Source organism: Borreliella burgdorferi B31, assembly GCF_000008685.2.
GTDB classification, from domain to species: Bacteria; Spirochaetota; Spirochaetia; order Borreliales; family Borreliaceae; genus Borreliella; species Borreliella burgdorferi.
On the sequence record NC_001855.1, the window covers coordinates 16,062 to 36,849 of the forward strand.

Genomic DNA, 20,788 nt, shown 5'->3' on the forward strand with positions numbered 1-20,788 from the left:
AAATATCCTCTTGTATTGTTCAGAACCGAACGATTTTATTTGTGAATAATTATTGACACAAATTTTAACTTGTGTCAATAATTATTCATATATTAGTGATATTAGATTTATTATGTGTTTTTGTCTCATGTTATTAGTCTAAACTTATTTTTTAAATGCAAGTTAATGTTAAATACATATAAATATCTGCTTTTAAAGCAATAGGAGTGCAAAATGATAGGGAAAGAAAGTAAAAAGAAAAATAAAAAAGAGATCATTTTAAATGATAGATTTGAAGATTTTATTGATAAAAGTCAAAATTTAAATAATAATCAAGATGAAAATTTAATAATTTATAATGATCTAAAAGACCAATTAAAGCTTAATTTAAAAGATGATATTGACAATAAAATTCAAAGAATGAAAATTCTATATGAAATTAAACAAAAAAAGCTTTACAAATATGATGGTTTTAAAAGCTTTGAACAATTTATAAAATCTTTTATAATTGCAAAAACCCAGGCTTATACATATTTAAAAGTTTATGAAAAGGTTTTAGAAGGTGTTATTTCTATTGATAAAATTAAGGAAGCGGGGTTTAATAGCATATATCACGCCATACAAAAACAAGGGTTATCAGAAATAAATCAAGAAGATATTAATACAAACAACAAAGAAAATATCCCAATTAGAATTTTAATAAAAGATAATGAATTATATGATTTTTGTAGAAAAGATACCAAAAGAGTATATTTTGTTTTAAAGGAGATTTTTAAAAATAAAAAAGATATTTTATCGGAGATTATAATTAAATATGATAATTCTAAAAAGAAAAGGAATAAATAAATTTTCAAGGGTTATTGACTTTAATGCTTAATTAATGATACTCTATTACTTCTAATAGGCTTAAGTTGTTTTGCCTAGTTTAATGTCGAAAAGATGCCCCGAAAAGGGTTTTTTTCATTTTTAAATCTAAATTTTGGAATTTGACATTGAATGCTAGGTTTTTTAACTTTAAATCCCTGTTGCATGTCCGAGTAATTAATAAGCTCTCTATCACTATGTTTTTATAATTATCTACAAAGTAAAGAAATAATAATTTATGTAAAAAATCTTTTCTTTGATTTGAAATTTTCTTATATAGCCTAGCCTCTTAATTTAGATTTGTTTATATTAATAGAACCTTTTTGTTTTTTGATAATTTTCTTTGGTATTTATTAAGCCTATTTTCATTTTTTGTTACATATTTAGGATGATTTGTTTTTTCACTTTCACTACTTGCTAAAAAATTGTAAATCAAAGTCTTTGATTTATTTTTTAATTTTGGGAGGGGATTATTATGAATAAAAACCGGGTTATTACTTGCGTTGTTTTTGCACTGATAAGTTCTTTTAAAAATTTTTCACAGCTTTGTTGCTTATATAGTTCTGAGCAAGATGCTTTTAAAGAAGAAATTAACAAAAGACTCTATAATTGTAATTTTAAAAATGAAAAGGATAAAAACATTTTTTTGTTTATGCTTCACAAATTGGAGAGCGTTTAAGAAAAGTTCGGATTAAAGAAAAAAGTGTTTTTTAGATACTCTTTAATCAAGAGGTGTCTTATAAAAAAATAATAAATCTAATTAATTGAGAATTGATAAAAAGTGAGAAATAAGTTTAAAAGCTTATTCTAAATATAAATTATTTATAGTCAAGTAAATATTAAAATAAGTTTTGGTCGACTTGCTCTAAGATTAGTTTTTTTAATTAAAAAAAACTAATCTTAGAGAAGAGTATTGTGAGTATCAAGAAGGGCTAAAAAGGATTTGTAAATAACATGATGGTTTAAACATAAACAATGAAAGCCGATTACATTATAAAAACAAATGATCCAAATGTATCTCTTTATAAAGAACTGTAAAGAGACTTTATAAGAAAAGAAAGTATTAATAGTTTAAAAGACTTTTTTATTTTTATAAAAAATAAACTTTCTTCAATAGATGATAATTCAACAGAAGCAAATATAGAGTCTTTACTAAAATCTATTTTCGAAGAACTAAATTATTCAGTAGAACAACAAAAAGGTGGGCAAATAGAAGGAGTAAAATCCAAAGTAGATATACTACTTTTTGAAAATGATAAAGACAAAGTAGATTTTAATAAAAAATTAGAAGAAGCTAAAAAAATAATTCCCATATTTTCAACTGAAGATATCTTACTTATAGCGGAAGTTAAGCATCCAGTATTTAGTTTTGATGCTAAAGATAAGGTAAAAGAAGCAGAAGATCAGCTATATAGATGTCTAAATCAATATCAAAAACATTATGGAATACTTTCAAATGGAAAGGTATGGAGCTTATATGATAAATCTAAGACTTTATGGAGAAAAAAGATATATTGAATTTGATTTTTCTAAAATTGAAGACAAAAAAGAATACAAATAACAAGAATGGTTTATTTTATTTAGCTATATTATAAGAAAAGAAAGCTACCTAAAAACAAGTAATGTAATAGCAGTTGAAAAAGAGCAAATAGTTAAAGAAAAAGATATAATTCAAAAAACTCTTAGAGAGATGCTTTATGAGAAGCCTGATGACTCTATAGTATTTAAAATTGTAAAAAAAATATATATGACAAAGAATTTAAAGTATCAGACAAAGAATTTACTCGTTATATTTTGGCTAGCATACTTAAAGAGGCAATTATTTTTATTTTAAGAATATTTTTTATTGCATATATTTAAGACAACGACAGTTTTAAGAAAATTTTAGAAGAAAACAAGCTATACAGATCTTCTATATCTTTTAGATATTTTTTTATGATTAAAATACAAAAAAGAAATTAGGATATAAAAAATAATAACAATTTTTAATTTACTTGATAAGGGAAGTGATTCAATAAAGTTCCCCGTATTTAATGGAGGATTATTTGTAGAAGATAAGGTTAAATATTTGAATAATGAAAGTTTGCTAAGTATTAGTGAACTTGAAGAAATACTTGTTAAAATACTCTTCTTTGAAGAAAAAAATATTAAAGATGAAAAATTTGTAGAGTATTCAAGGTTAGATCCCAAAAGTTTTGGAGAATTATACGAAACGCTACTTGAATATGGCCTAAGAATTGCAGATACTACTGTTCATCGTATTATTTAAGACGGGATTTATCTCATTCGTACCGAAGAAGAGCTTGCAAACAAGAAAGTAAACAAAGTTGCTACTTACATACAAAGAATATGAGGAAAGTGAATATATAGATAATTTAAGAATAATATTTTCTTTAATTAAACTTTATTTATTATCTTTTGACAAATCTTTAAACATAGAGAACTAGACTCACTCCAAAGAGCCTAAGGAACCAAATAAGTTAAATTACCCCCTGGTTTTATTAGTTTCAAATTAAATGCAACAAAGTATCTAAAAAGATTTGGATCCCCACCACTAGCAAAGTCTTTAAAATCACTTTTATAAATATTTATTAATAGCGCTTATACTGCTTTTTTCTTCATTGTATTCAGTATTCAAATAATAATTGTCTTTACTAAGTATTTCTTGCTTTATTTTATTTTGTTCTTTTATGCTTAGTCTTCTGTAGCTAGGAATATGTTTTGAGAAGAATTCTGATTCATTAAACTTAGTTTTCTCCCATGGTGGATTTCTAATTACAATATCAAATCCTTCCTGAACATCTGGAAACTCAATTCCATAGTGGAAAAATTTTATAGTAGCTACTTAATTTTCTAATTTTCTTCATTTTTTCTTTATCCCCACTAGAAGGCTTATTCCCCAAAATATTTTCAATTAAACTGATTATATCTGCAATATCACTAAATTCTAGTTCATTAAGAAAGCATATATTTGCTAATTATAAACTTAACTATATTTATCAATTTCAAAATCAAAAAAGATTTAAAGATGTGGTAGCACTTTTTAAATTTGCAATATTTCAACTTAGTAATACTAAAACCTGCACATCAAGTTTTAAAGCAAAATTTATGATTCAGGGCAATGATAATTGATAAAGAATATAAAGGTCTGATTACAGTTCGAATTCTAAGAATGAAATCAGCATATGATAAGATGGTAGCTACATTTAAACTTTTTTCAATTTTATTTAGAAGTTATTTTTTAAGATCTGTTTATAAAATTTAATAAAAAGTACTTTGTTCACCCTCTTGATAGCACTTATTTTAAATTTTTAAAAAGAAAGAGAAATTCAATGAATTGATAAATAATAGTAAATATTAGTTTAGTATTATTACAATTAAAATTGTAATAATTTTGCCTCTTTTTGATAAGAAAAGTTTATTAATTTTTGGAATCCGACTTAAAATGATTTAAAGTTAGTATTAACTTTAAAGGAGAGAAAGCATGAAAAAAGTTAAAAGTAAATATTTGGCTTTGGGATTACTTTTTGGTTTTATAAGTTGTGATTTATTCATAAGATATGAAATGAAAGAGGAATCCCCTGGCTTATTTGATAAGGGAAACTCTATTTTAGAGACTAGCGAGGAATCTATTAAAAAGCCTATGAATAAGAAAGGTAAAGGTAAGATTGCTAGAAAGAAAGGCAAAAGCAAGGTTTCTAGAAAAGAACCGTATATTCATAGTTTAAAAAGGGACTCTGCTAATAAAAGCAATTTTTTACAAAAAAATGTAATTTTAGAGGAAGAAAGTTTAAAAACTGAATTATTAAAAGAGCAATCTGAGACTAGAAAAGAAAAAATACAAAAACAACAAGATGAATATAAAGGGATGACTCAAGGAAGTTTAAATTCCCTTAGCGGTGAAAGTGGTGAATTGGAGGAGCCTATTGAAAGTAATGAAATTGATCTTACTATAGATTCTGATTTAAGGCCAAAGAGTTCCTTACAAGGCATTGCAGGATCAAACTCTATTTCATACACTGATGAAATAGAGGAAGAGGATTATGATCAGTATTATTTAGATGAATATGATGAAGAGGATGAAGAGGAAATAAGATTAAGCAATCGATATCAATCTTATCTAGAAGGTGTTAAATATAATGTAGATTCAGCAATTCAAACAATTACTAAGATATATAATACTTATACATTATTTTCAACAAAGCTAACCCAAATGTATTCTACACGCCTTGACAACTTTGCTAAAGCCAAAGCTAAAGAAGAAGCTGCAAAGTTTACAAAAGAAGACCTTGAAAAAAATTTCAAGACCTTATTAAATTATATTCAAGTAAGTGTAAAGACTGCAGCAAATTTTGTATACATAAATGACACGCATGCAAAAAGGAAATTAGAGAACATTGAAGCAGAAATAAAAACTTTAATTGCAAAGATCAAAGAACAATCTAATTTATACGAAGCATATAAAGCAATAGTAACGTCAATCTTATTAATGAGGGATTCTCTTAAAGAAGTGCAAGGTATCATTGACAAGAATGGCGTTTGGTACTAATATTAATTTTTTTAATTTAAAACAGGCTACATAATATGTAAATATGTAGCTTGTTTAAAGTAAAATAATTAAAGTTCTAGTTGTAAAAAAGTATTGTGGATAAGAAAATGGATTTCGTCAATTTACAAAAGGTATATTAACTGATTTAGATAAAAGTCAAAAATATTGTTTTGATTTATATCAGAATTGGTAGATTGCCATGTTTTAAAGTAAGTATTTAGAATAGCTTTTACTATTAAGCTTGCATACAAAATGGTATTGTCAGCTTGATTCCAATCTTAATTTCATTTTATCAACTCAAATTAAGATTGGAATCAAATGAAACAAAAAAAGTGAATAAGAATTCATCAAAAGAAATTCGCAAATATGTTAAAGGATTACTTAATATTGTTAAAAATATTGTGCCTGTTACAACTAAAAGGTTAAAGAACTATATTTAAAATTGTGCAGGGTATCTAATGAAGAATAATGGCCCCTTGATACTTTGGATATCATTACTATACTATTTAATAAGAGAAAAATTTATTTATCACTCAATATTAAGCTTGTTTTTTCCCCTATTTAATATTTTACTATCCAATTTAAATTTACTTGATATTTACTTATATAAAACAATTGAATTTTGGATTTTATATGCGGAGCGACTAAAGCTTGTAAAGCTTATGAAAGTATTAATTTAAAACTAGGTTAGAAAAGCAATCTTAGATTTAGTAATGAAAAACTCGATACATTAACTTTTTTCGTAAATGTATAAAATCAGCGCATTTTAATTTTTATTGAAAAGGAGATGTATCCCAAATAGAAGAGTATGTTAAAAGGTTTTTATTCAAACTGAAAAATATGGGTAAAGTTAAAAAGCCGCTTAGCTATATTAAATATGGTAGAGATAATCAGCTTAATGTAGAAGGTAAAGATAGAAATCATATAGATGTGAAGGAGCATCATAGAGATAAAGGGGGATTTGCTAATGTTTTTGATAATTATTTTATGTTTTCAAATCCCCCATCTCTTTAAGTGGATAGCAATAATGGAGAATTGAGTGCATTAGACTTTCTCCTATTAATAGCAATCCTGTGAAGATAAGACGTTGAATGACATTTAAAATGTATGCCAGAGATTTAGAGATTCACATTAATGAATATTACTACTTTTTAGTGTTGCTATTATTTGACTATACTTTAGAGAAAAGTATTTGATTATTATTAAATACAAGAGCTTAATTACACTATTTGAAAATTGCGAGCATAATATGTGTTTTTTTATTTTAGCACAAGTTTTTTAGACTTTCTAAAAAAGTTAAAAAAAAAGAAGATGCTGAGTAATTTGTATAGTTCTTTTAAGATTTTCATTTAAGTAATAAATTATATTATCTTGGTATACTTCTAATATTTACCCATTAATAAAGCTAGTTTGGCTTAACAAATAAAAACCAATAAATATTTAAAAAATGATTAATTTAGAATATAATTTCTATAGCTAAAGCAAAAAATAAATATAAATTTGGACTAGTTTTATTACATAAAAAGATAAAATTAGTCATGCTTGTTGCAATAGAGCCTACTATCTATCCCGCGAGGTATATTTATTTATATTGCTTTTTAGTTTTTGTAAAGTGACTTTTAATTATTAAAATCTAAGGAGAAGAGATTTATAAACAAAAAATTTTCTATTTCATTATTATCTACAATATTAGCCTTCTTGTTAGTATTAGGTTGTGATTTGTCAAGCAATAATGCTGAAAACATGTTGTATCTAATATCCTTGCTTTCTTTTAAAGCTTCTGCTAAAGCATCATCAGCCTTGTTATTTGTATCTCTAAAAATAACACAAGCTTTTTCTAAAGAATAAGTTGCATCAACATAGCAAACATTAAGAGAAGCATAACTACTCTTAACCTTGCTAATGGCTTTATGCAAGTTATACAATAAGGAATACTTAACTTTATTAGATCTAGGAGTAGTTCTAGCTTCTTTTAAATAAGAGGCAGCTGTGCTAAGCAAGCATTCCATATTACTAAGGCTTACTTTTATTTCATCTAGTTCTGTATCTAGTCTAATAAACTCTTCTACATAAGAGTCGACTTCCCTCTTAATATCTCTAGCTTCGCTCCCTTGGTTATTAACTTGCTGAGGAGTAGGGCTACTATTATTATTTTGTATGTTAGTTTGCATGTCTTTAATCATATCTTTGCATACTGCCTGCATCTTGCTCTATCTGTATTCTTGCCCCTTAACACCTTATCATTAAAGAATATATCACATTTGTAAAAATAGCTTGTATTATTTGATACAAGCTATAAGGCTAAGAGAAAAGTAAATAAGTAAGTGGGCTTGGTTAAAAAAGAGAATAAGGACTAGACTTACTTAAGTAACCAAGTAAGTTTTTAATTTTAAGGAGAGGAGTTTTAATATGAGGATATATTTGTGTTTATGTAGTGTTCTTTTAGCGACCTCTTGTAAGTTATTTTATTCAAATGTAGGAACTGGGCCAGCAGAAGCATAAAAGACTAGTAAGGCCGAACCTGCTTTTGATCTTGCTGTTGTTAAAGAAAAGGGTGTAGGTAAGTAGTCTAAATAAGAGAGTAAGGCATTAGGCAAAGATGGGCTTGAAAAGATGGCACAAGAGGTAAAGGATGTAGCTAGTGATACTAAGGTTAAGGTACTAGATAGCATGACAAAAGGCGGTAGTAGCAAAATACCAATAAGTGAAGTACCTTCTCTTGTAAGCCAAATTAAAGAAACAGCTAGAAGGATAGAGGCAGGTGTATCTGCATTAATATCTTCAGGATAAATGTAGCAGGAGCACTTAAAGATAATCTTAAGACAGGGATAAGTAGCATATGCTTACTATAAAAATATTAGAAATGGCAAAAGAAAGTGGCCTTAAGCATGAAGATGATGATTATGGTTTGCGTGATAAGGTAAATAAGGTAATAGAAGAATTTAGAAGAGGAAAAGAAGGTGGTCTTGTAGCATTTTCTCTTAAAGTAGAAGGCGCTAAGAAAAACGGTGAAGTTGTTAAGGAGTGTGTAACTGGGTTAATGGGAAAAGTAGAAAGCCTTTTTGGCGATATTAAAGGAAATGGCGATGGTGTTGCTCAAGAGTTGATGCAAGAAGGTAAGAGTGAAGAAAAACGGTTTAGTAAGCCATTAAGCTTAATAAGAGAAGTTGTGTGTGATATAACAGAAGCATGCAAGCGACTTATTTATGACCTGTAGAATGAATAGTAGCAGTTCTTAACTGCTATTCTTTATTGTTATTTTTTAAAGCCAAGCTTCTCTATTCTATAAAAATAGAAGCCAGAAGCTTAGTCTAGATTATCCTATAATCTAGTTTTAGGGGTTCTTATGTCTAGTTTGCTATGAGCTATCAGAGAACTAGTAAAGTATAATTTTGTAATTAGGAAATATAGAAATTTATCAATAAATATTGATCTTGTAGTTAGAAGCAGACAAGTGAAGTAATGATAATGAATCTTGTTAAGACAAGCAATACTAATACTAAAAGATGACTTAGAAAGAACTTTGATTTTGTCACTAGCTTTGACAACCTATCTTATTAGCTAAAATGTGTGTTACTATTAATAGTAGATATTAAGGATGTTAAATATAGATAACAAAAGTAGTTAAATTGCAGTAAAGGAGGGTTATATGAGTAATTTTGCATGTGAAGCTAAACCCAAATATGAGTATGTAAAGCAGGTATTTCTTGATAAGGATTTTCCAGAAGATGTAGTTGATTATGTGCTACTTCGTAGTTCAAATTATGTATATGAAAACCTAGAAAGTAGCATGAGTATGCTAGAAAAGGAAATGAATAAAGCTAGAGATGAGTTTAGAAGTGGAATAGGGAAGTTAGATGAAAGAATAGGCAAGTTAGATGAAAAGGTAGAAAAAGTAAGAAGTGAGCTTTCTGCAGAGATAAAGACAGTAAGAAGTGAGCTTAAGGGTGAGATAGTAAAGTTAGATGAAAGAATAGAAAAAGTAAGAAGTGAGCTTAAGGGTGAGATAGTAAAGTTAGATGAAAGAATAGGCAAGTTAGATGAAAAAATAAATACAAATCATAAAGAGCTTATAGGGTTGTTTAAGGAAATAAGAAGTGAGAACAACTCGCATATAAAAAGCTTGATATATCCATTTTATTGGATATTAGGAATATTTATTCCATCAGTAGTGGGAATGTTTTTATATTTACTGCAAAAATAGTAATTAGTGTAAGTGTACTTATCCATTTTAGCATTAATTTATTCTTAACAGTATTATTATGATCAAGAATGGTCTAAGAGGCAAGATAATTTTTAAAAAAGCCTAAGATACAAGTACTTAGGCTTTTTTAAAATAAGAAGATATTGTTGTGCTAGTTATATTGATTTGGCATCCTTTTCTAAGTCATTAAGTATAGTAGCAAGGCTACCTTTACTATCATCATTCATATAAATTAATGTTTTGTGTATTAGTTTAATGATAAGATAAGCTTGAGCTACCTTCTCTTTAGTAATCCCATCAATAGTAACGCTAGAAAGATTGCTACCAAGATGGCCTTTAGCCTTACCACATAAAGTCTTTAGCTTATCTTTGATGTTCTTTAAGTTTATAAATTTAGCATCAAACTCTTGTTCTGTCTGATAACCCAATTTCTTACGCTGATCAATCTTATCTTTTGCTTCTATAAGACTACTAAGCTTTGTAATCTCATAAATAACATCTTTAAGAGATTGGTTTAGTGTGTCTTTAGTAGAATTATTGTTGTCTTCATAATTTTCAATACCTTTTTCAAGATCTTTTAATTTATGGGAAATGCTATAAGCCTCAAGCCCAGCCATCTTAACAAGATTAGTTAAGTCAGAAGTAGTTTGCATGAATTTTTGAAGTCTTGCTTTCTTTTCTATTTCTCCTCTCTTCCTCATATTGTGCTTTAATCTTATCAAGCTCTTGTTGTTTCTGTCTTTGCTGCTCTTCTAGAATAGCTTTTCTTTTCTTCTTTAATTTTTTCCTTTATAGCTTCAAGAGTTTCTTTAATAAGAGCATCTTTTTTTGAGTCTAAGTTTGTAGCACTTTTTGTATGTTCTTGTGTTGAATAAGCAGGGTTTGTGAGTTCTTTTTCTTGTGAAGAATTGTCTAGGCTTCTTTTTTCTATGTTTTTTTATCTATTTCTTGTTTTTGTGAAACACCTGGGTTCAATTGTTGTAATTGAGCTTGCTTATTAAAGCTATCGTCTTGTTTTATGTGTGTTTGATTAGATAATTTGATTTCTAATTTGTCTTCTAATTGCTTTTTTAAAGCTTCCAAAGAAGTAATTTTATCATCAATATTTGGAATATCTTCTGAAGAAATCTGATTAATTTCATACAATTTTTCTTTTAAAAGATTTTCTATTGCAATCTCTTGTGGTAGTGCAGTAGCAACATCTTTGCTACTAAAGGCAGTATTGCCAGTAGTTGAATTTTCTAATAAAGGAGCATAATTGCTAGAATCATAAACTAAAGTGTCTGAATTAAAAAAATCATTAGATTTTAGTGAAGAGAGCTTATCACTTAAATCTTTAGATATTGAGCAACTAAGTATAAGAGATATTAGATATATATATTGGTAAAAATAAGTTTGTTAAGCTTTATAAGCATCTCCTATAAGTATACTTTTTTAAAGTAATATGTTAATTTTTAAGATTCAATTTTTGTTATAGTAACAATATAGTGCGTAACTAGAAAGAAACATTTAATTTTAAAAATTAATGATTAAGCAGGACGGGACGTATAGAAGTGGAAGAGTAAATCTAGGATAAATGAATTACTTTACCAGGGAGCTTAAAATATTTATCTTAGAAATAATGGAGTTGTTTTATATGTGCAAAAAAGCCAGACTATTTTTGTTAAAATCCAAAAGCTTCCTTATTTATAAGTAAGTGTCATGTCTTCTTTGAAGCTACACCAGCTAAGATTCTCTACTACTTAAAGCAGCTTCATGTGCTTTATTTAACTCTTCAAACTCTTTATTTGCTTGATCCATCTTGTCTTTAAGTTTTTCTTGTTTCTGCTTAGCAGTCTTAAGGCTAACTTTAGCCCTGCCCATTGCTTCTTTAGCATCATTCATATAATAGTGGTATCGAGCATATTGGTAACCTTGAGTATTGCTATTATTTAACGCTTCTTGTAAAGCATCTTCTGCTTTTCTATTTGCATACTCAAAATCGTGCTTAGAACTTTTTAAGGCACTTACTGCATCTGAATAATTAGAGTTAGCATAAGCATGGCTGCTACTAACTTTGCGAATAGCTTGATCAAGTTTAGGCAATAAGGTTGGGTTAGCTTTATTAGATTTTCTAGCATTATTTAAAAAAGAACTAGCATTGTCAACTTTACTTTTTATATTATTAAGTCTTGACTTTATTGTTTCTAAATCTGTAGTTATTTTATTAACTTCTTCTAAAGAGGTATAAATTTCTTGTATAATGTTTCTAGCTTCACTAGTTTCCCTAGAGTTATTATTAACTTGTTGAGGTTGTCTATTAGTATGTTTTTCACTAGCATCGCTAGCAACGGAAGGGTTTGTGTTTACAATACCATCTTTTTGTATACCTAAATTATTGTTTTTTTTACTTTCTTTTGCTTCTTTTAGGTTCTTTTCATTATTTTGTTCTTGATTATTTACTTCCTTATAACTAATACTTCTAGCTTTACGACCACTTCTTTTGTTGTCTTTTATAAGAGATTTATCTACAGCTTCATATAGCTTGCAAGAGATAAAGCTTAAAAATAAACTGAATATTAATACTTTAATCATTAAATTCATTGTGCTAACTTTATGCAAAAATAGAGTATTATTGTAATACAATATCATTATATTACATTTATTATTAGTAATCAAGAATATGAGTTATATGTTAAGCTTATAGCATAGAGCTTTTTTCTTTAAAGCTGAGCTATCTAAGATTAGTATTATTTAATAAGCAGCTTCATATGCTTTATTTAGCTCTTCAAAGTCTGCATTTGCCTGATACATATTAGAATTAAGATATTCTTGTTTATGCTTAGCGTTATCTAGCATCCTTTTAGCCCTCTCCATTGCATCTTTAGCGTCATTTATAAAAGAATGATAATGACCGTTATACCATTCATAATTTTCCTTTGAAGCATTTTATGCCTCAACTGCCTTTCTCTTTGCATCTTTAAAGGCAGTATCAGCTATTCCCAGGGAATTAAATGCATCATTATAACAAATGATAAAAGAAGTATGACTACTCTTAACCTTAGCAATAGCTTGGTGCAGGCTAAGCAATAAGGTTTGATTATCTTGATTAGATTTAGGTGCTTTTCTAGCGTTCTCTAAATAAGAATTAGCTGTATTAAGCAAGCTTTCTATATTATCAAGTATTTGTTTTATAGTTTCTAAATCTTTTCTTAGTCTAGCGCACTCTTCTGTAGAAGATTCAATTTCCTTCATAATATTACTATCTTCATTAGCTTTACTGGATTCACTATTAACTTGTTGGGGAAGACTGCTGCTACTATTATCATTTTGCATATCTGCAACAACTAAATGATTTTTGTCTATGTTTTGTTTCATATAAGCATTATTTGTACTTCTAGGCCTGCGACTTCTACTCTCATTGCTGCTTCCTAAAGTATTAAAAGACTTGTTGTTGTCTAGTATGTCTGTAACCTGCTCAGCGTTGTCTGCAAGATTATCATATAGGTTACAAGAGAGGATATTTGGAATTGAAACTAAAGTGGATAAAATAAATAATTTAGCAATTAAATTCATCTATCTTAGTACCTCTTCTTAGAATCTGATGATATTTATGCTTTATTCTTAAAAAATAAATATATCACATTTATAAAAATAGAAAAATAGTGAATGCTAAATGCAAACCAAACTATAAATTTGAAAGAAGTAGAGTAGTGCTTGTAAAGGCAAGAGGGAAGTGAAATAGTTAATTTAGGTAAGCCGATATATAAGCTTTTCTAGTAAAGATGGGATTATATATGAGTAGAGATATTAAAGAAACTAAAGCCTACACTGGAAGTTTTAAAGCTTGAATATATTTTCTATTTCTTTTTTGCAAGAATTTCCCTGTTGAAGATAATCAATAGCTTTTTGTGTATATTCAATGCATGCAGAAGCAAAGTCTATAGCTCTGTATGCTAAATTTTTTGCATGTTGCATATCACGTCCGTTAAAACTGCCACCGAACCGGTATGAATTGCCATTGTATAGTCTTTTATAAATAGATTCTGCTAGTTTATCCTTAGCCTCATCTAGCATGCCTTTAGCAGATACCCAAGAATTAGTTGCTTGCTCCATAAAAGAACGCATTTCTTGTAATTTAGGCATAATAGTCTTTATTTTTCTATTCAAAGGAGATGCGTCTAAATTAGAGAATAACAAGTTTGATAAAGTTTCATAATCTTTTTCAAACTCAAGGAGTGTATTGTTTAATTTGTTTTCAGGATTAGCATGATTAACAATTTGCGTGGCATTTTTAATTTCTGAAAGAGATGTTTGCTCATACTCTTCTTGTGCAAATTCATCTAAGTTAGCTTTAATTTCTTCTTCTGAAGGAATAGCAGGAGTTTTACTTGTTGTAGTAAGGCTATTTTTAAAATTACTTTGTTCAATTGGATCATGTTGTGGAGTAGCTGATTTATTTTCTTCCATCTTTACATTATTTTGAGCATGCGAGTCATTTTGTATTATTGCTGGACTTGAATTTGGTAGGGATTCTTTATTATTAGCACCAGGATCATCTGACATATGTTGATTAGAACCTACTTGTAAGATTGGATCATAAGTTTTTTTATTTGATGATGTAACGTCTTTAGGAGATTCAATTTCCTTACTATTTTTATCTACTGAAGTATTAGTAGTATTTTTATTTTCTTGATGATCTTTTAATGCTAATGCAAACTGTTCTATAGATTTTTTAGATAGAAAACCAGAACAACTTTCAAATAAAAAAAGAGAACTAAATACTAAATTAGGTATAATAAAAATTTTTATTAAACATAATCGCATAATATTTATATTTCCTTTTTAATAAAACTTTGTTATGTACTTATATAGCAAATAATATCTATATTAATAATAATTATAATATAAAAATAAAGATATTAAAGGTAATTCATGTAATTATTTAAAAAATAATGACTTTTTAAGTCAAACTATAAAGTTAAGAGAAAATAAAGTGTTGTTTAGAAAAAGAGTATTATAAACAAAGAAGCCAAACCTCATAAAGTATTGTCTGGCTTGTCTTTAATATTTTACTTTTACTTATCTAGAGTCCATATCTTGCAATTTTTTATATATATCATTTAACTCTTGAAAGTCTTTATTTGTCTTAGTCATATTTTCATTAAGTTCTTTTTGCTTATTCTTAGCAACCTCTAGCAAACTTTTAGTACTACTCATTGAAGCTTTAGCATCAGCCATAAATTGGTGGTAGCCAGCATAGTAGTAGCTCTCATGCCTTGAAGCATTGCTATTACTTAATGCCTCTTCTAAAGCCCGATCTGCTTTTCTTTGTGCATACTCAAAATCGTTCTTAGCTCTTTTTAAAGCAGCAATAGCATCATTGCAATGAGTATCAGCAGAAGCATGATTACTCTTAACCTTAGCAATAGCTTCTTCTAGGCTAGGCAATAAGGCTAAGTTAGCTTTACTAGATCCCACACCTCTTCTAGTCTGCTCTAAATAAGATTTAGCTGTACTAAGTAAGCTTTTTATCTTATCAAGGCTTGCTTTTACTTTTGCTAAATCTTCATTTATTCTATTGTACTCTTCTTTAGAAGATTCAATTTCCGTCATAATGTTTCTAGCTTCACTAGCTTCATTATCTTGGATATTAACTTGTAGAGTATGGTTGCTGCTACTATTATCATTTTGCATATCGGGTTGCATGTCTGCCATCAAAGGTTTTTTGCCTGTATCTTGGTCCATATAAGTATTATCTACACTTCTAGGCTTACGACCACTTCTCTTGCTGTCATCGTTACTCTTTAGAGTATTAAAAGACCCATTATTGCTTTTTAGTTTGTCTATAACCTGATCGGCGTTGTATGTAATCTTCTTGTATAATTTACAAGAGATAACACTGGAAAATAAAATAGTTAGAATAAATAATTTATTAATTAAATTCACCTTATTACTTCTCTTTAGAATCTGATATTCTTATATTAAAAAATATATTGCATTTATAATTTATAAAATGATTAATAATGCATAAGCCAAACTATAAATCTGAAAGAATTAAAGTAGTGTTTGTAAAGGCAAGATAGGAGTGAGATAGTTAATTTAGGTAAGCTGATATAAGTTTTTCTAGTAAATAGAGTTTCATATATGATTAGAGATATTAAAAAAACTAAAGCCTACACTGGAAGTTTTAAAGCTTTAATATATTTTCTATTTCTTTTCTGCAAGAATTTCCATATTGAAGAAAACTAATAGCATTTTCCATATATTTAATGCATTCAGTAGCAAGATCTATAGCTCTTTTTGCTAAATCTTGTATATTGCGTTTGTTAAAATTACTGCCTAACCAGTATGAATTGCCATTTTCATTGTTTAATCTTTTATAAATAGAATCTGCTAGTTTATCTCGAGCCACATCTAGCATATCTTTAGCAGACCCCCAAGAATTAGTTGCTTGCTCCATAAAAGAACGCATTTCTTCTAATTTTACCCATAGTGTGGCTTTGACAGACTTTATTTTTCTATTTAAAGGAGATGTGCTTAGATTAGAAAATAATAAATCTGACATTTTTTGATGAAATTCTTTAAACTCAAGGAGTGTATTGTTTAAGTTATTTTCAGAATTAGCACGATTAATAAACTGCTCTGCATTTTTAATTTCTGAAAGAGATGTTTGCTCATACTCTTCTTGTGCAAATTCATCTAATTTAGCTTTAATTTCTTCTTCTGAAGGAATAGCAGGAGTTTTACTTGTTGTAGTAAGGCTATTTTTAAAATTACTTTGTTCAATTGGATCATGTTGTGGAGTAGCTGATTTATTTTCTTCCATCTTTACATTATTTTGAGCATGCGAGTCATTTTGCATTATTGCTGGACTTGAATTTGGTAGGGATTCTTTATTATTTGCACCAGGATCATCTGACATATGTTGATTAGAACCTACTTGTAAGATTGGATCATAAGTTTTTTTATTTGATGATGTAACGTCTTTAGGAGATTCAATTTCCTTACTATTTTTATCTACTGAAGTATTAGTAGTATTTTTATTTTCTTGATGATCTTTTAATGCTAATGCAAACTGTTCTATAGATTTTTTAGATAGAAAACCAGAACAACTTTCAAATAAAAAAAGAGAACTAAATACTAAATTAGGTATAATAAAAATTTTTATTAAACATAATCGCATAATATTTATATTTCCTTTTTAATAAAACTTTGTTATGTACTTATATGGCAAATAATATCTATATTAATAATAATTATAATATAAAAATAAAGATATTAAAGTTAATTCATGTAATATTTTAAAAAATAATGATTTTTTAAGTCAAACTATAAAGTTAAGAGAAAATAAAGTGTTGTTTAGAAAAAGAATATTATAAATAAAGAAGCTAAACCTCATAAAGTATTGTCTGGCTTCTTATCTTTAATATTTTACTTTTACTTATCTAGAGTCCATATCTTGCAATTTTTTATATATATCATTTAACTCTTGAAAGTCCTTATTTGTCTTAGTCATATTTTCATTAAGTTCTTTTTGTTTATTCTTAGCAACCTCTAGCAAACTTTTAGCACTCTCCATTGCATCATTAGCATTATTTATCCGGTAATGGTAAAGATAATTGTACCCCCTAAAATGAGGTATATCTTTTAAAGCTTCTTCTAAAGCATCATTTGCTTTTCTTTTTGCATGCTCAAAATCATTCTTAGCTTTTGCTAAAGCAGCAATTGCATCAGTATAGCAAACATTAAGAGAGGCATAACTACTAATAGCCTTTTCAATTGCTTTATCAAGGTTAGGCAATATTTCTAGTATAGAACCATTAGTTCTAGAATTTTTTCTAGCATTATTTAAATAAGATTTAGCGCTATCAGCTAATCTTTTTATCTTATCAAGTTTTGATCTTGTTTCCTTTAAAGCTGCATTTACTTTCTCAGCTTCTTCTAAAGAGGTAGAAGCTTTTTGTATAATTTTACTAGCTTCTCTAGCTTCACTAGAGTCCTTATTAAGTAGTTGAGGTTGTCTGCTAGTATCATGTTTCTTGTTTTCTACTTCACTAGCATCGGAATGAGCTGTGTCTAAAACACTATCATCTGCTTGTATACCTGAACTATTGTTTTTTTCACTTTCTTTTACTTTACTTTCATTATTTTGTTGTTGATCATTTCTGTTTTGATTACTTTCTTTTACCCCAATTTCTTCAGCATCATCTAAAGCTCTAGATGTGCGACCACTTCTGTTGTTGTCTTTTATAGAATCTAGAGAACTATTATCTAGTTTAGAAGTAGAATTTGTACTTTTATTATCAGCTATATCTTTATCATAGACAAAAGCTTTAGCTAAAGCTTGTTGCGATTTATTTGTAAGCTTTTCATATAATTTACAAGAGATAAAGCTAGAAAATAAACTGGATATCAACATCACTTTAATTATTAAATTCATTATATTACCTCTATCTAAAATAGAATATTATTAGAATATTTTATCATTATATCACATATATAGTAGCAATCAAGATTATGAGCTAGATGTTAAGATAGATATCATAAAACTAAATAACATAGAATAAGAATTTAAATAAAAATTAGAATGAGATGAATTTGAGGATAAATAAATTTATTTTGATTTTAAATAGTATTTTAGAGTTATGTATTGCTGAATCTATATCAAAAATATTTATTCTTGAAAAATAGGTTCTTTATAGTTTAACTGCTATTACTAGTTTAGTAATAGTTTCTTTAACTAAAGGTTCTTGCACAAAAGGCCTAAAAAGCTATCATGGGAAGATACAAGAAGCCATTTCTATAATCTTTGTTTAGAAATAGCAGTTCACTATCAATACTTTTAAATCGACAAGTTGAGATACCGAATATGTCACACAACTTTATCAATTTTGAATTGTATTTATTTACATTAATTGATAAATTTTTGTCTTTGCTTTTCTTATTCAATTTTTATCATTCATCAGTAAAAAGTTTTAATTTTTCTTTTGATAAATTTGAATACTTATTAATTAATAATTTAATGGTATCGTTAAATAGCTTTAGATTTAATATAATTTCGTAGGTTTTATATTTATCGGTTTCTTTATCTTTTATAGTAAGATATGCAGGCATATAGTTACAGTTATTTTTTTTATAAAATAACTTAAAATAATCTGCTAAAGAATTGTCAAAAACTCCAAAATTATATGAATAAATGTAATTAGGTTCTTTTGAAGTTTCTTTTAAATTAATTTTGGCTAAACCAGTTCTATTTTGTTCAAAATCAATATTAGATTCTTCAGAATTTAGTTTTAAACTATTTATTTCGTATTTTTTTTCAAACTCTTTAGTTGATTCAAATGCTATTATCTTAACTATAGGTGCTTTTTTGCCGAGTATTTTATAGTTATTGTCATTAATGCTATAATTATAACTAAAAAAAGTTTTGAATCGAATGGGTGAAAAAATATAAGAGTACCTAAGTTCTCTAAGATCTTCAATTAAATTGTTATTTTTATCTTTTAAAACCCTTAAGTCACCAGATTTTGCCCATGTAACATAACCACCTGCAAGTAATTCAAGCACGTCCCCCTCTTTTATTTCATTTAATTCGGGTTCTTTAAAAGAAAGACAAGTATTTTCATTACGCTCTTCAATGGGCTTTTTATCATATTTTATAATATTTCCCTCTTCAATTATCTTAAAATCCAAAACCTCGGTTTTGATACTGTTGATTTTTGAAGATTTTGGTGGAGTCAAAAAACACGAATAAAATAATGGTATATATAAAAATATATTCAAAATATATATGTTCTTTTTCATAAAATTTTTCCATTAATTGTATTTCTTTCTATTTCTCTATTTACATTTGGATTTTTATATGTTGGAGTTTTAATCGATCTTGTTAGAATAACAACAAACAAGTTTAAATGTAATTAAAAGGATTCTTTAGTAAATTTTTTATTAGTCTTGTTAAAATTATTTTTTAATTTTTTAAGCACATTTTGTGTGAACTGCTATTTCTATAATCTTTGATTTAGAAATAGCAGTTCACTAGATAATAATAAAGCTAAAATTAATATTTTAGTATTTAATAATTCTTGAGAAAAGGTAAAATTGGTATATGTTTACTTGTTATAGAAAAATCTATCTTGGTAGGACTTTAAATGTTTAATAAAATAGTGCTTAGATAAACTTGTATATTTACAACAGATTATTTTTGTAGTAAGGTAGGTAAGGAGCATATATGAGGATTTTGGTTGGCGTTTGTATAATAGCAGCATTGGCTTTATTGGGTTGTTATTTGCCTGATAATCAGGAACAAGCTGTTCAAACTTTTTTTGAGAATTCGGAAAGTAGTGATATGGGTTCCGATGAGATTGTTACTGAAGGCATATTTTCTAGTTTAAAATTATATGCGTCTGAACATCGTTTATTGGTTGAGATAAAAAAGACTTTAATTAGTTTAAAAGATCCTAATTATCGTGATGTAGTACGCCCAGTGAGTGACTATAATGAGGAGTATTTTAATAAATTCTTTCTAGATTTAGGGTCTGAGCAATCTAAAGACCTGATTAAGTTGTTTATTATGGTAAAAAATGAGCAGAACAATAATAAATTTATGCGTATAGTTCGTTGGCTGTATTCATGTATAGAGGAGTTATATTCTCTAGATATTAAGTATTCTGGCGAGGGGAGCCATGAGTATAATCGTAATATGCCTAGACCCACTGCTTATGAACAATATTTAAAAGTGAAGAGGTATGATTATAATAGCCCAGTTTCTATTTTACCTACATAAAATCTGTGAACTCCTAAATAACCAAAAAGTAAGCATAGTAAAAATACTATAAGTTTATTGTAGTTTTCGGTTTGTTTATTTCTGACCCCGCAAGAAATACAAATCTCAGCATCTTTTTTAAATCTTGCCACAAGAATAGCAATATACTTCGTCAACAGTTTTTGACATAGTTTTACACTCCTTTTTAAAATAAAACATCCTCAATTAAAAGTATTTAAATACTCAGGTAAACTAAACTACTTTTACTTATTTTTTATAAAAATCGATATTTGTTAATATAATTATTTGTATTATATTTTAGTATAAAAAATTTCAAGTGCAACAATTGTAGTTGAACAGCTTTAGTTTTTTATTAAAATGTGCATCCTTTTTGAAATATTGGGTTATTGTACTTAATGTTTTATTTGTCGTTTGATAATATAAACTG

At 27.5% G+C, this 20,788-nt stretch carries 18 protein-coding genes and 4 pseudogenes; 9 read left to right on the top strand and 13 right to left on the bottom strand.

From position 1 onward, the window contains the following. The first annotated feature begins 213 nt into the window (after positions 1 to 213). Entirely contained in the window at positions 214 to 825 is a 612-nt protein-coding gene (locus tag BB_RS04900) for a chromosome replication/partitioning protein (RefSeq protein ID WP_010258176.1), read from the top strand. A gap of 193 nt (positions 826 to 1,018) precedes the next feature. Here the strand turns inward: BB_RS04900 and BB_RS07825 are convergent. Continuing rightward, a pseudogene (locus BB_RS07825) lies at positions 1,019 to 1,270 on the bottom strand (transposase); the annotation flags it as partial. A 48-nt stretch (positions 1,271 to 1,318) separates the two neighbouring features. Between BB_RS07825 and BB_RS04905 the strand changes: the two are divergent. After that, the gene (locus BB_RS04905; RefSeq protein ID WP_010258180.1) at positions 1,319 to 1,522 is read left to right on the top strand and encodes a hypothetical protein; all 204 of its coding nucleotides are present in this window, start codon (positions 1,319 to 1,321) and stop codon (positions 1,520 to 1,522) included. 368 nt (positions 1,523 to 1,890) lie between these two features. Next, positions 1,891 to 3,181: pseudogene (locus BB_RS04910) on the top strand (class I SAM-dependent DNA methyltransferase); the annotation flags it as partial. Positions 3,182 to 3,309: 128 nt separating this feature from the next. Here BB_RS04910 and BB_RS07830 read toward each other — a convergent pair. Then, positions 3,310 to 3,794, bottom strand: a pseudogene (locus BB_RS07830) (class I SAM-dependent DNA methyltransferase); the annotation flags it as partial. Between the two features lie 533 nt (positions 3,795 to 4,327). On the opposite strand from BB_RS07830, the gene BB_RS04915 reads away from it, so the two are divergent. Further along, on the top strand, positions 4,328 to 5,392 hold the full coding sequence (locus BB_RS04915; RefSeq protein ID WP_010258321.1) for a fibronectin-binding protein: 1,065 nt from the start codon (positions 4,328 to 4,330) through the stop codon (positions 5,390 to 5,392). 840 nt (positions 5,393 to 6,232) lie between these two features. Continuing rightward, entirely contained in the window at positions 6,233 to 6,406 is a 174-nt protein-coding gene (locus tag BB_RS07750; protein WP_010890345.1) for a hypothetical protein, read from the top strand. Between the two features lie 605 nt (positions 6,407 to 7,011). On the opposite strand, the gene BB_RS04920 is transcribed toward BB_RS07750, so the two are convergent. Then, complete coding sequence (locus BB_RS04920; protein ID WP_146124613.1) at positions 7,012 to 7,575, bottom strand: hypothetical protein; 564 nt, start codon at positions 7,573 to 7,575, stop codon at positions 7,012 to 7,014. A gap of 430 nt (positions 7,576 to 8,005) precedes the next feature. Between BB_RS04920 and BB_RS04925 the strand changes: the two genes are divergently transcribed. The 3 genes from BB_RS04925 (at position 8,006) to bdr (ending at position 9,596) form a co-directional block, all read left to right on the top strand. Continuing rightward, positions 8,006 to 8,182, top strand: coding sequence for a hypothetical protein (locus BB_RS04925; RefSeq protein WP_010890351.1), 177 nt, complete (start codon positions 8,006 to 8,008; stop codon positions 8,180 to 8,182). 49 nt (positions 8,183 to 8,231) lie between these two features. Continuing rightward, a complete protein-coding gene (locus BB_RS04930) occupies positions 8,232 to 8,609 on the top strand; it encodes a hypothetical protein (RefSeq protein ID WP_015899368.1) in 378 nt (125 codons plus the stop codon). Between the two features lie 432 nt (positions 8,610 to 9,041). Then, positions 9,042 to 9,596 (top strand): Bdr family repetitive protein, encoded by a 555-nt coding sequence (gene bdr, locus BB_RS04935; RefSeq protein WP_010890339.1) that lies wholly within the window; start codon positions 9,042 to 9,044, stop codon positions 9,594 to 9,596. A gap of 155 nt (positions 9,597 to 9,751) precedes the next feature. Here bdr and BB_RS04940 read toward each other — a convergent pair whose 3' ends face one another. From BB_RS04940 to BB_RS04980, 9 genes are all read right to left on the bottom strand, one after another. Further along, positions 9,752 to 10,297 (bottom strand): hypothetical protein, encoded by a 546-nt coding sequence (locus tag BB_RS04940; RefSeq protein WP_010890348.1) that lies wholly within the window; start codon positions 10,295 to 10,297, stop codon positions 9,752 to 9,754. Positions 10,298 to 10,523: 226 nt separating this feature from the next. Further along, complete coding sequence (locus BB_RS04945; RefSeq protein WP_010890349.1) at positions 10,524 to 10,742, bottom strand: hypothetical protein; 219 nt, start codon at positions 10,740 to 10,742, stop codon at positions 10,524 to 10,526. A gap of 579 nt (positions 10,743 to 11,321) precedes the next feature. Next, complete coding sequence (locus BB_RS04950) at positions 11,322 to 12,179, bottom strand: immunogenic protein P37 (RefSeq protein ID WP_080745458.1); 858 nt, start codon at positions 12,177 to 12,179, stop codon at positions 11,322 to 11,324. 345 nt (positions 12,180 to 12,524) lie between these two features. Beyond that, the gene (locus BB_RS04955) at positions 12,525 to 13,151 is read right to left on the bottom strand and encodes a hypothetical protein (RefSeq protein WP_015899363.1); all 627 of its coding nucleotides are present in this window, start codon (positions 13,149 to 13,151) and stop codon (positions 12,525 to 12,527) included. Positions 13,152 to 13,415: 264 nt separating this feature from the next. Then, positions 13,416 to 14,402 carry a hypothetical protein gene (locus tag BB_RS04960; protein ID WP_010890350.1) on the bottom strand — a complete coding sequence of 329 codons (987 nt, stop codon included), beginning with the start codon at positions 14,400 to 14,402 and terminating at the stop codon, positions 13,416 to 13,418. A 255-nt stretch (positions 14,403 to 14,657) separates the two neighbouring features. Continuing rightward, a complete protein-coding gene (locus tag BB_RS04965) occupies positions 14,658 to 15,524 on the bottom strand; it encodes a hypothetical protein (RefSeq protein ID WP_010890341.1) in 867 nt (288 codons plus the stop codon). 241 nt (positions 15,525 to 15,765) lie between these two features. After that, a complete protein-coding gene (locus tag BB_RS04970; RefSeq protein WP_010890346.1) occupies positions 15,766 to 16,761 on the bottom strand; it encodes a hypothetical protein in 996 nt (331 codons plus the stop codon). A 258-nt stretch (positions 16,762 to 17,019) separates the two neighbouring features. Beyond that, a complete protein-coding gene (locus tag BB_RS04975; RefSeq protein ID WP_010890334.1) occupies positions 17,020 to 18,018 on the bottom strand; it encodes an immunogenic protein P37 in 999 nt (332 codons plus the stop codon). A 515-nt stretch (positions 18,019 to 18,533) separates the two neighbouring features. Next, on the bottom strand, positions 18,534 to 19,382 hold the full coding sequence (locus BB_RS04980) for a S2/P23 family protein (RefSeq protein ID WP_010890335.1): 849 nt from the start codon (positions 19,380 to 19,382) through the stop codon (positions 18,534 to 18,536). Positions 19,383 to 19,806: 424 nt separating this feature from the next. Between BB_RS04980 and BB_RS04985 the strand changes: the two genes are divergently transcribed. Beyond that, the gene (locus BB_RS04985; RefSeq protein WP_010890336.1) at positions 19,807 to 20,361 is read left to right on the top strand and encodes a P52 family lipoprotein; all 555 of its coding nucleotides are present in this window, start codon (positions 19,807 to 19,809) and stop codon (positions 20,359 to 20,361) included. Here BB_RS04985 and BB_RS04990 read toward each other — a convergent pair. Next, positions 20,331 to 20,529: pseudogene (locus BB_RS04990) on the bottom strand (TM2 domain-containing protein); the annotation flags it as partial. The gene BB_RS04985 and the pseudogene BB_RS04990 sit on opposite strands and share 31 nt — an antisense overlap. Positions 20,530 to 20,788 lie beyond the last annotated feature (259 nt).